This is a genomic window from Pseudoflavonifractor sp. BSD2780061688st1 E11 (assembly GCF_005844125.1).
In the GTDB taxonomy this organism is placed as follows: Bacteria; Bacillota; Clostridia; order Lachnospirales; family Lachnospiraceae; genus Sellimonas; species Sellimonas catena.
On sequence record NZ_SPHM01000004.1, the window covers coordinates 89396 to 101054 of the forward strand.

The window sequence follows — 11659 nt, forward strand, 5'->3', positions numbered from 1 at the left end:
TCGGCGGGTGAGAGTTTTCGGTTTGATTATGAGGAGGAGCAGGATTTTGGGCCCTGCTTCTTGATGTTGAGCGTATTGACAATGTAAATACAAAAATGTAAAATAGAATACGGGAGGTGCAGAACAATGGCGAAGACATTTTTACAGGTACGGACAGATGAGAGAGACAAAGAGCAGGCCAGCGTGATTCTGGAAGAGCTCGGAACGAATCTGTCTTCTGTAGTGAATATGCTGTTGAAACAGATCATCATGACAAAAAGTATTCCGTTTGAAGTAAAAATGCCGCAGGCCTACACAGAACAGGAAAAGGCGGAAGAAGTCAAAGCCTCCATGGAGATGGAGAGGCTGACGTTGACAGAAGAAGACCTGAAACTGTTGAACAAGTACCGGAAAGCGGCAGATAAAGACAAATTCAGGGAGGAGATCCTGGCAGAATACGCGGAGGCATAAATGAGTGATACGATTTACTGTTATCCGGATTCGGACGTACTGATCAACAAGATGGACATCCGGGATCAGGCGAAACTGGAAGAGGCTGAGAGACGGCTAACAATGTTTCGCATGAGCGATTTGCTGGATGTTCCCGTGAAAGGTGATTTTGATTTGGATCACCTAAAGAGCATTCACAGATACCTGTTCCAGGATCTCTATTCCTGGGCAGGGGAGATCCGTACGGTTGATATTTCCAAATCGGCCGTCTTTTGCAAAGCACGTTTTATTGAGGGGCAGGCCGATGAACTGTTCGGAAAATTGAAAGAGGAGCATTACCTTGCAGGGCTTCCGAAAGAGAGGCTTGTCAGACGTCTTGCCTATTATTTTTCCGAAATCAATGCCCTGCACCCGTTTCGGGAAGGCAATGGAAGGACACAGAGAGAGTTTATCCGGGAGCTTGCGCTGAAAAGAGGTTATGTAATCCGGTTTGCGCGGGTTTCCAGAGATGAGATGATGGAGGCGAGCAAGGAGTCTTTCCTGTGCAGATATGAAAAAATGGAGGCACTGTTCTGGAAGGCAGTGCAGTAAATGATAAAGGTAAAAAGGACTGCCCGGCAGAGAGAAAGATATTTCTGCCGGGCGGTCTTTTTGCAGTTATAGTTTTTTCGACAGATATAGTATGAGATCATCGTCGTTACAGCAGTCTGTATAAGGTTCACAGATATGATCTCCATACCAGACGCCGCTTCCGTCCGGAATGTATCCGCGTTTGATGTACATTCTCTGGGCGCTTCCATAGCCGCTGTGAAGCCCGACACCAAGATAGACTGTATCGGCAAATCCGGTAGCAATCTGTTCTGCGGTATCCATCAGAAGAGAGCCGATCCCATGGTTCCGGTATTTTTTCAGGACACCAAAATCAACCAGTTCCGGCAGCCCTTTTCCTGCAAAGGCGCCCCGGTCAGAATCCGGGTAGATGCTGATATAACCGGCTGTCTGCCCCTGGTATTCGGCAGCCAGTGCCACGGCTTTTCCCTCTGCCTGATCCTGAAGACGCATGTCATATTTTTCGCGGGTCACATGGTCGCCCTGGAGCTGTTCTTCCTCTGCAAGAATCTGCGCATCATCCGGGGCCAGCGTCCGGATCAGGATGATGCCGTCATCATAATAAATCATAATACTCCTCCCTGTGCGTTTGATAATCCAATTTTATCATACTATTGTGAGTTTATCACTGAAAAATCTGAAAAATATGTTATGATAATAATAAATAAAGAGGACAAACAAAAAGGAGGCGTATGATATGAAACTGAAAGATAAAGTTGCATTGATTACCGGAGGGAGCCGCGGAATCGGATTTGCTACGGCAAAACGGTTTCTGGAAGAAGGGGCAAAAGTAATTGTAGCCGCCAGCAGGCAGGAGACGGCGGATAAAGCAGTTGCCAGGTTAAAAGAGAGCATTCCGGGGGTTTCCGTGGAGGGAATCTGTCCGGATCTTTCCAGTCTGGAATCTGTACGGGAAGCTGTAAAAGGCATACATGACACATACGGACGAATCGATATTCTTGTCAATAATGCGGGAGTTTCGGACAGCGTACCGTTTACAGAATATACGGAAGACTTGTTCGACAAGGTTATGAATCTGAACGTGAAGGGCGTGTTTAATGCATCCAGAGCAGTTGTGGATTATATGGTGGAGCAGGGCGAAGGAGTGATATTATCCACCTCATCGATGGTAAGTATCTCCGGACAGGCAGCAGGAGTAGCCTATCCGACTTCCAAGTTTGCGGTAAATGGGATGACGATTTCACTGGCACGGGAACTTGGACCGAAAGGAATCCGTGTCAATGCAGTGGCACCGGGAATTACGGAGACGGATATGATGAAAGCGGTACCGAAAGAAGTGATTGAGCCACTAATTGCACAGATTCCGCTCCGCCGCCTCGGGCAGCCGGAAGATATCGCCAACGCATTTGTATTTCTGGCATCAGAAGAAGCATCCTACATCACAGGCGTTATTCTGAGTGTAGACGGCATGAGCAGGGCTTAGAAATACTGTTCTTGAAAAAACGATTGTTTTAAATCAAAGGGGCTGTCGGGAAACGAAATTCCCGGCGGCTTTGTCTGCGCATTTGCCGAAGAATGCGGATGAAAAGAGGAATTGCAGATTGTGAAAAAAAGCTGGATTTTTTTATCGATATGGATTATACTGAAAACAGTAATTATTATTTTTATCAGGCATAACCGGAGGTTAGAGAATGAAAGCACTGAAATTAAGGGAGAACTTTTACTGGACAGGGATTGTAGATGCCGATCTGCGTGTATTTGACATTATCATGTATACAGAATTCGGAACGACATACAATTCTTACGTTCTGAAAACAGGGGACAAGACCATCCTCTTCGAAACTGCAAAAGAGAAATTTTTCGATGATTATCTGGAAAAACTCAAAGAAATTACCGATGTGGAGAGCATTGACTATCTTGTTGTAGAGCACACCGAGCCAGACCATGCAGGCAGTGTGGAGCGGCTTCTGGATCTGAACCCGGGCATGAAAATCATCGCTACAGGCTGTGCCCTCGGATTTCTGAAAGAGATTGTAAACAGAGACTTTACCGGAATTCCGGCAAGAGACAACATGACAATGAAGATCGGAGACCGCACACTGCGCTTCCTCTTTGTACCGAACCTGCACTGGCCGGATACGATGTATACTTATATTGAAGAAGATCAGATTCTTGTTACCTGCGATTCCTTTGGATCACATTATGGATTTGACGATGTCCTGCTGAGTAAGGTGACAGACTGGGAAGGCTATATGAGAGCCACGAAGTATTATTACGATAATATTATCGGGCCGTTCAAGCCGTTCATGTTAAAAGCACTGGAAAGAGTGCGCGAGCTGGATATTTCCATGATCTGCACCGGACACGGACCGGTTATCGATGATAAGATTGACTTTATTTTGAATACCTACGAAGAGTGGAGCACAGTAGTCAATCCAAATCCGAAGAAAACGGTGATCATGCCATATGTCAGCGCCTACGGATATACCAAATCCCTGGCGGAAAAGATTGCAGAAGGAATCCGTGCAAGCGGGGATATCGATGTGCGGGCCTATGATATGGTAGAGGCTGATCAGGCAAAAGTACTTGAAGAGCTTGGATTTGCGGACGGTATTCTGTTCGGGTCACCAACAATTGTCGGAGAAGCCCTGAAACCGATCTGGGATCTTACAACTTCCATCTTTGCGGGAACACACGGCGGAAAACTCGCCAGCGCATTCGGAAGCTATGGATGGAGCGGAGAGGCCGTGCCGCATCTGATCGAAAGACTGAAACAGCTGAATATGAAGGTTACAGAAGGATTCCGTGTACGGTTTAAACCAGACGAAAATCAGCTTCAGGATGCCTTTGATTACGGATTTAACTTCGGATGTCTTCTTCAGGAAAAAGAGAATCCAAAGAAGAAAAAAGGAGCAAGGACACTGGTAAAATGTCTTGTCTGCGGCGCTGTTTTTGATTCCTCCATTGACATCTGCCCGGTTTGCGGAGTAGGACCGGAGAACTTTGTGGAAGTGGAGGCGGAAGAGAACGAATTTTCCAATGATACAAAGAATTTTTACGTGATTCTTGGAAATGGAGCAGCAGGACATTATGCGGCAGAAGCAATCCGGAAAAGAGACCGTACCGGAACCATTACGATGATTTCCAATGAACCTTACCGGACATACAACCGTCCGATGCTGACCAAATCCATCATGGCAGGTCTGAATGAAGAACAGATCGCAGTGGAAGACGCATCCTGGTACGAAGAAAATCATATTTACCAGATTCTTGGACACGAAGTAGTCAAAATCGATCCGGAAGCAAAAGAAGTACATCTGGATGACGGAAGCAAATATCATTATACAAAACTGATTTATGCACTGGGATCCGAATGTTTCATTCCGCCGATCAAAGGAGCGGACAAAGACGGAGTCATTGCAATCCGGAGGCTTTCCGATACAAAGAAAGTAGCAGAGAAATTAAAAGAGACAAAACACGCAGTTGTCATCGGCGGAGGCGTTCTCGGCCTGGAGGCAGCATGGGAACTCAAAAAATCCAGATGCGAAGTGACAGTGCTGGAACTGGCACCGGTACTGATGGGACGCCAGCTTGATAAAACGGCAGGAGAAATGCTCAAGAAGATCAGCGAAGGACAGGGAATCCAGATCCACACCGGCGTACAGATCGAAGCCATCGAAGGCGGCGAAAAAGCAGAAGGCGTACGCCTCGCTGACGGCACCGTGATCCCGGCTGAACTCGTTATCGTATCCTGCGGCGTAAGAGCAAACACCGCACTTGCAAAAGAAGCAGGCATTGAGACAGACCGAGCAGTGATTGTCAACGAGAAGATGGAAACAAACATTCCGGATATCTACGCATGCGGAGACTGCGCACAGTACGAAGGCATCAATTACGCCATCTGGCCGCAGGCAGTAGAAGAAGGAAAAACAGCCGGAGCACAGGCGGCAGGAGACGACAACACCTACAGCACCGTACCGGCAGCATTAAGCTTCCACGGTATGAACACCGCCCTCTTCGCAGCAGGCGATAACGGACAAAATCCGGACCTCATCTACAAAACCGTAGAATACAAAGACGAAGGAAAAAAACAGTACCAGAAATACTACTTCCTCAACAACCGCCTCTGCGGCGTCATCCTCATCGGAGACACCAGCCGCATGGCAGAAATGACCGAAGCATTAGAACATCACAGACAGTATAAAGAAATAATTAAATAATGCTAATATTGGGGACGTGTTCCGATGCACCGGAACACGTCCCCGAAACGTAAAAAAGGCCTGAAAGCCGCATAAAATAAGGGTAAACTCAAATTATCAGATTTTTTTCATTGGGGACAGGTTCCGAAACGCCGGAACACGTCCCCAAAAAATTAACCAAAAAAACATCAAATCAGCTTCTTCTTTTTGAATATAATGATGCATAGTATGATGATGAGAATGCAGAGTATGACGACGTTTCCATAGCCGTTGTCGAGCCCCGGCATGTTTTTGAAGTTCATTCCAAACCATCCGGTGATGAGGGTGAGCGGGAAGAAGATGGTGGAAATTACGGTCAGGAACTGCATGTTGTTGTTCTGCCGGGCATCGATCTGGGACTGGTAGGCTTCTTTAATCTGCTGTGCGTAATCTAACAGATGGTTTGTTTTACTCAGCAGCCGGTCGGCCCGGTCTCCGATCGTGCCAAAATACTTGAGATGCTTCTTGATAAAAAAGCCATTTTCATTCTCTTCAAGTGCGCGTCCAAGATCCATGATTTCATCATAATAGCTGCGGAATGTGAGCAGTTCGCGCCGCAGGGGAATCAGTTCGTGCTGAAAGTTTTTTACTTTTTCCTGTATGACATCCTCTTCCATTTGAAACAGTCGTTTTTCATAATTGCTCAGAATTTCCGGATCCAGACTGATAAACTCAGAAATATAATTATAGAGGAACCGTTCTTTTGTCTCCCCCTGATGTGCTTTCTTCTGCTGTATTCGATATATCAGCCGGTCGGAGAATCCATCATCATCTACGATTACGATATTATGACGATTGACAAAGAGGTAAATGCGGTATCTGCTTCCGAGGACATCTGCCAGTTTGGGAATGCAGAAAGTGCTTACGAGACATTCCTGCTGGGTTTCCAGTTTGCAGAACCGGATTTTGGATAAGGAAATTTCATTTTCATATATGATATTTGCCTGCTCCAGAATATCCGGAGCATGTTTGGAGTCTGTTACAAATATTGCAGGCTCCCGCGCTGTTTCCCATTCGGAAAATGGAATGGGAAGGAGTTGTTCTCCATATTGATAAATCATAAAATCACCTGTATTTCCTGTTTTGTTGTTTGATTATAAAAGTAACCTGTAAATAAAGTGCAAATATTATGTTAGATCTGTGTAAATCATTCCGAATCCTGATCCGGCTGCGGGCGATGGCTCCGGTCTGCCATGGCCTTGATGGATGAGGCGTACTCGGAAGGTGTCATTCCGGTTACCTTTTTAAACTGCCTGGAAAAATAGTGGATGGAGGTGTAACCGAGTTTTTCTGATATCTGTGTAAAATTCATCTGTTCGGTGCGTATCAGTTCCTTTGCAGCTTCGATCTTCATATTGGAAAAGTATTCGATGATGCCAAGACCGGATTTTTTGCTGAATATTTTCTGGAGCTGAGATCTTCCGATCAGATTGTCTTTGCAGATTGTTTCGATCGTGACCCTTCCGGAGAGGTGCTGGCCGAGGTAGGCAACGACCCGGTTAAAGACCTCTGTATCGATATTTTCTTTCATGGTCTTGTCCGGCTTGTCCGGCTTTTCGTCTGCCGGGGTGGAAAGATCGGAATATTTCCGGTAGAAATAGATCATCAGTTCCTCCAGATAAAGCTGAATCAGCTGGGCGGAAGCAGGAGGCTGAGAAGACTTTGGACGGAGCACTGTCTGATATGGATCGTCAAGCCGGCCCTCCAGAAAATTGCCGGCTTCTGTAATGATCCGGGCAAGCAGACTTCTGGCAAAGTCGTCGGTTCGTAAAATCTTTTTCCGGAAAAAGTTCATTATCGGGCTTTTTGAGGAAAAGGAGATAACGATCAGATTTGGCGCAATGCTTCCATTTGCCTTTACCCAGTGAAATTCATTCGGCTCGTGAAAAGCAATGTCCCCCTTTTTCAGTGTGTAGATCTGATCACCGGCGCCGATGGTGACTTCCCCTTTATCCACACAGACAAATTCCCAGAAATTATGAGATTCTCCAGGAAAAGAAAAAGTACTCATGTATTCAAAATAATGAAGGGAAAATAACTGGTCAATAAGCAGTTCTTTTCGAAAAGAAATTCCTTTATATGTCATCGCATCCATCGCCTTTCTAATTATCATACGCTATCGGTTTCTTCCTGTCTCCATCATAGCCCATTCCGGTATAAAATGTCAAAGAAAAAATGCAGATTGTACAAATGAAATCAAATATCAGACAAAGATTTTTCCTCGGTTTTATCATACAATGATGTCAGAAACAAAAAGCGTGAAGAGGAACGGAAAAGTTCTGAAAAAAATAAGGAGGTTTCGGATATGAAAAAACCAGTTTTAGTAATTATGGCAGCAGGAATGGGAAGCAGATACGGCGGATTAAAGCAGATCGACCCTGTTGATAAAGAAGGACACATTATCATGGATTTCTCTATTTTTGATGCGAAGCGTGCAGGATTTGAGAAAGTCGTATTTATTATTAAAAAAGAGAACGAAGCTGATTTTAAAGAGGCAGTAGGAAAGAGAATGGAAGAGATCATGGATGTTGCGTATGTATTCCAGGATCTGAATAACATTCCGGAGGGCTTCGAGGTGCCGGAAGGACGCGTGAAACCTTGGGGTACTGCACATGCTGTTTTAAGCGCCATCGATGAAGTGGACGGACCGTTCGCGGTTATCAATGCGGACGACTACTACGGACGCCATGCGTTTGAAGTGATTTACAACTATCTGACAACACACGAAGATGACGATAAATACCGTTACACGATGGTTGGTTACCGTCTGAAAAATACAGTTACAGACAATGGCCACGTGGCACGAGGAATCTGCGAGCTGGATGAGAACAAACAGCTTGTTGCAATTAATGAAAGAACACGCATCGAGAAGAGAGACGGAGGCATCGCCTACTCTGAAGACGATGGGGAAACATGGGTATCTGTAGATCCGGACACACTTGTATCCATGAATATGTGGGGATTCACAAGAAGTATTCTGGACGAGATCAAGGCAGGATTCCCGGCATTCCTTGAGAGTGGCCTGAAAGAAAACCCGATGAAGTGCGAATACTTCCTCCCGGCTGTTGTAAGCAAACTGCTTGGAGAAGAACGTGCAACAGTAACTGTTCTGGAATCGGAAGACAAATGGTACGGTGTAACTTATAAGGAAGACAAACCGGTTGTTGTAGCTGCCATTCAGGCACTTAAAGACGCAGGAGTATATCCGCAGAAATTATGGGAGGACAAATAGAGATGGCGCGTGTAAATAAAGTACAGATCGATGAAGCGATTGCAAATTTTCAATACGAAGGAATGCTGATTGATGAAAGACCGTACGGAAACGGACATATCAATGATACATTTCTTCTGACATTTGAGATTGCAGAGATGGGAAAGATCAAAGTGATTCTTCAGAGAATGAATAAAGAAGTATTCACAGACCCGGTAGCTCTGATGGAAAATATTATCGGAGTAACATCCTATCTGAGAAAGAAGATCATTGAAAACGGCGGAGATCCGGACAGAGAGACACTTAATGTTATTCCGGCCGTAGACGGTAAGCCATACTTTGTTGACTATAAAGGAGAATACTGGCGTTCCTACAAATTTATCACAGATGCTTCCAGCTACGATCAGGTAGAAAAACCGGAAGACTTTTACCAGAGTGCATATGCATTCGGAAACTTCCAGAGACTTCTGGCAGATTATCCGGCAGACAGCCTGCATGAGACAATCAAAGGCTTCCATGATACAAAAGCAAGATTTGAAACATTTAAAAGGGCGGTAGCAGCGGATGTCTGCGGACGCGCAAAATATGTACAGGATGAAATCAATTTTGTTCTGGAACATGAGGACGTGGCAAATGTATTCGGAGAACTTCTGGAAAAGGGAGAAATTCCGCTTCGTGTTACACATAATGATACAAAGTTAAATAACGTTATGATTGACAACCTGACCGGAAAGGGCATCTGCGTCATCGACCTTGATACAGTAATGCCGGGTCTTGCGATGCATGACTTTGGTGATTCCATTCGTTTTGGTGCAAGTACAGCGGCAGAGGATGAACAGGATTTAAGCAAAGTATCCTGTGATATGAATCTGTTCGACGTATATGTAAACGGATATCTGGAAGGATGCGGCGGCAAGCTCACTCCAAGAGAAGTTGAGCTGCTTCCGATGGGTGCCAAAGTGATGACATTCGAGTGCGGTATGCGGTTCCTGACAGACTATCTCGAAGGCGATCATTATTTCAAGATCCACAGAGAAAACCACAATCTGGACAGATGCAGAACACAGTTTACACTGGTCAAGGATATGGAAGCAAAGTGGGATACAATGAACGAAATCGTGAAAAAGTATCAAAAATAGTTTAAAATGTGATATAATCAACCTGATAATGTAAGAAATCAATCAATTTATCAAGGAGGAAAAGGCATGTCTATTTTAGTAACAGGAGGAGCAGGCTTTATCGGAAGCCATACCTGTGTGGAACTTTTAAATGCAGGATATGAAGTGGTTGTTGTGGACAATTTATATAACTCTTCTAAAGAAGCTCTGAGAAGAGTGGAAGAAATCACAGGCAAAACCGTGAAATTCTATGAAGCAGACATCCGCGACAAAGAGGCAATGAATGAAATTTTCGATAAAGAAGAAGACATCGAATCTGTTATTCATTTTGCAGGACTCAAGGCAGTAGGAGAATCTGTTGTAAAACCGATCGAATACTATGACAATAATATAGCAGGCACACTCGTGCTGTGTGATGTAATGAGAAATCATGGAGTGAAGAACATTATTTTCAGCTCTTCTGCAACGGTTTACGGAGATCCGGCATTTATCCCGATCACTGAAGAATGCCCGAAAGGAACATGTACCAACCCATACGGCTGGACAAAATGGATGTTAGAGCAGATCCTGACGGATTTACATACAGCAGATCCGGAATGGAACGTGGTACTGCTCCGCTACTTCAATCCGATCGGTGCGCATAAGAGCGGAAAAATCGGCGAGGATCCGAAAGGAATCCCGAACAACCTGATCCCGTACATTACTCAGGTTGCTATCGGCAAATTAGAGAAACTTGGTGTATTCGGAAACGATTACGATACCCATGACGGTACAGGAGTACGTGATTACATCCACGTTGTAGACCTTGCCATTGGACATGTACGCGCAGTAGAAAAGCTGAAAGAAAAAGCAGGCGTATCCGTATACAACCTGGGAACAGGAAATGGATATTCCGTACTTGATATGGTAAAAGCATTCAGCAAGGCATGTGGAAAAGAGATCCCATACGAGATCAAACCTCGCCGTGCGGGAGACATTGCAACCTGTTACTGTGACGCTACAAAGGCGAAGAACGAACTGCACTGGGTAGCAGAACGCGGACTGGAAGAAATGTGTGAAGACTCCTGGAGATGGCAGAGCCAGAATCCGGACGGATATGGAGATAAATAATATAGCAATGAAAAACAGCAGGGAGAAACTTAAGTGTTTCTCCCTGTATCTGTTTTACGGAGCGACCGGCTGATACCCTTTACGGAGGAAGAATACTCCAGCGGAGACATTCCGGTTGCTTTTTTAAATTGTTTGGAAAAGTACTGCAGCGAACTGTAGGAAAGAAAATATGCAATCTCCGTGAAATTCATCGTGCCGTCACGAATAATATCCTTGGCGCGCTCAATTTTCATATTGTTAAAGTATTCGATAACACCGCAGCCCTTTTCTTTGTGAAACAGGGACTGCAGGGCAGAACGGCTTAGAGAATGTGCCTCGCAGATATCCGAGATTGTAAGCTGTTCGCAGATGTGAAATTCCATATATTCAATGATTTTTTCTATACGTTCACTCTTGTTCATTACGCGCTCCGGAGAAATCTTTGGCACCGGGTTTTGCGGGGAAACGCCTTGGGTGCTGGCGTGATTTCTTGCGACAGTGATCAGGAAAAGCTCCAGATAAAGAAGAATCAGCTGTTCAGAACCGAATGGAATATTGGGGCGGAGTTTGACCTGCTCGATGGACGGAAGATTCATCGGGGTGGCAAGTGTCTCGCGCGCAATACTGATCAGTTTGGATATGAGAGTGCGTTCTTCCATCGTCAAAGTACAACGTTTCTGCCTGAATATCTGCATGGCAGAAGAGTGGGTAACGAATGATACGGCAACAAGATTCGGAGATGTATTGCCGACAGATTCGATTGCATGAAATTCGTTTGGCTCGTGGAAGATGATATCACCCGCATGAAGAAGATACTGTTCCTCACCGGCCTGAATCCGGACACTTCCTTTGTCTACATAGGCAAATTCCCAGAAATCATGAGCTTCGCCGTGAAAAATAAAATCCCGCATGTATTCAAAATAATGTATGGTAATAATGGAATTAATAACAATTTCTCTTTTTAAATGTGTTTTTACATAGGTCATGAAGATGCCTCCTTATCG

Annotated in this window: 11 protein-coding genes; 7 read left to right on the forward strand and 4 right to left on the reverse strand. The window is 45.0% G+C overall.

Annotation, left to right across the window (positions count from 1 at the left end; genetic code table 11):
- Positions 1 to 126: 126 nt before the first annotated feature.
- Positions 127 to 450 (forward strand): type II toxin-antitoxin system RelB/DinJ family antitoxin, encoded by a 324-nt coding sequence (locus tag FGQ85_RS03015; RefSeq protein ID WP_087166639.1) that lies wholly within the window; start codon positions 127 to 129, stop codon positions 448 to 450.
- Positions 451 to 1020 carry a Fic family protein gene (locus FGQ85_RS03020; protein ID WP_138372620.1) on the forward strand — a complete coding sequence of 190 codons (570 nt, stop codon included), beginning with the start codon at positions 451 to 453 and terminating at the stop codon, positions 1018 to 1020.
- Positions 1021 to 1086: 66 nt separating this feature from the next.
- Here the strand turns inward: FGQ85_RS03020 and FGQ85_RS03025 are convergent, their stop codons facing one another.
- Positions 1087 to 1608 carry a GNAT family N-acetyltransferase gene (locus tag FGQ85_RS03025; RefSeq protein WP_138372621.1) on the reverse strand — a complete coding sequence of 174 codons (522 nt, stop codon included), beginning with the start codon at positions 1606 to 1608 and terminating at the stop codon, positions 1087 to 1089.
- A gap of 127 nt (positions 1609 to 1735) precedes the next feature.
- Here FGQ85_RS03025 and FGQ85_RS03030 point away from each other — a divergent pair, with 127 nt between their 5' ends.
- Complete coding sequence (locus FGQ85_RS03030) at positions 1736 to 2482, forward strand: 3-oxoacyl-ACP reductase family protein (RefSeq protein ID WP_138372622.1); 747 nt, start codon at positions 1736 to 1738, stop codon at positions 2480 to 2482.
- 208 nt (positions 2483 to 2690) lie between these two features.
- A complete protein-coding gene (locus FGQ85_RS03035; RefSeq protein ID WP_138372623.1) occupies positions 2691 to 5219 on the forward strand; it encodes an FAD-dependent oxidoreductase in 2529 nt (842 codons plus the stop codon).
- A 167-nt stretch (positions 5220 to 5386) separates the two neighbouring features.
- Here the strand turns inward: FGQ85_RS03035 and FGQ85_RS03040 are convergent, their stop codons facing one another.
- Positions 5387 to 6298 (reverse strand): CorA family divalent cation transporter, encoded by a 912-nt coding sequence (locus tag FGQ85_RS03040; RefSeq protein WP_138372624.1) that lies wholly within the window; start codon positions 6296 to 6298, stop codon positions 5387 to 5389.
- Positions 6299 to 6384: 86 nt separating this feature from the next.
- Positions 6385 to 7350, reverse strand: a complete 966-nt coding sequence (locus FGQ85_RS03045) for an AraC family transcriptional regulator (protein ID WP_243128472.1) — start codon at positions 7348 to 7350, stop codon at positions 6385 to 6387.
- A gap of 192 nt (positions 7351 to 7542) precedes the next feature.
- Here FGQ85_RS03045 and FGQ85_RS03050 point away from each other — a divergent pair, with 192 nt between their 5' ends.
- The 3 genes from FGQ85_RS03050 to galE all read left to right on the forward strand — a co-directional run bounded on the left by FGQ85_RS03050 (position 7543) and on the right by galE (position 10676).
- Positions 7543 to 8469: a sugar phosphate nucleotidyltransferase gene (locus FGQ85_RS03050; protein WP_087166645.1), complete on the forward strand. Its 927-nt coding sequence runs from the start codon at positions 7543 to 7545 to the stop codon at positions 8467 to 8469.
- A gap of 2 nt (positions 8470 to 8471) precedes the next feature.
- A complete protein-coding gene (locus FGQ85_RS03055; RefSeq protein WP_138372625.1) occupies positions 8472 to 9587 on the forward strand; it encodes an aminoglycoside phosphotransferase family protein in 1116 nt (371 codons plus the stop codon).
- Positions 9588 to 9653: 66 nt separating this feature from the next.
- Positions 9654 to 10676, forward strand: coding sequence for a UDP-glucose 4-epimerase GalE (galE, locus tag FGQ85_RS03060; protein ID WP_087251835.1), 1023 nt, complete (start codon positions 9654 to 9656; stop codon positions 10674 to 10676).
- A gap of 29 nt (positions 10677 to 10705) precedes the next feature.
- Here the strand turns inward: galE and FGQ85_RS03065 are convergent, their stop codons facing one another.
- On the reverse strand, positions 10706 to 11641 hold the full coding sequence (locus FGQ85_RS03065; protein WP_138372626.1) for an AraC family transcriptional regulator: 936 nt from the start codon (positions 11639 to 11641) through the stop codon (positions 10706 to 10708).
- Positions 11642 to 11659: the final 18 nt, after the last annotated feature.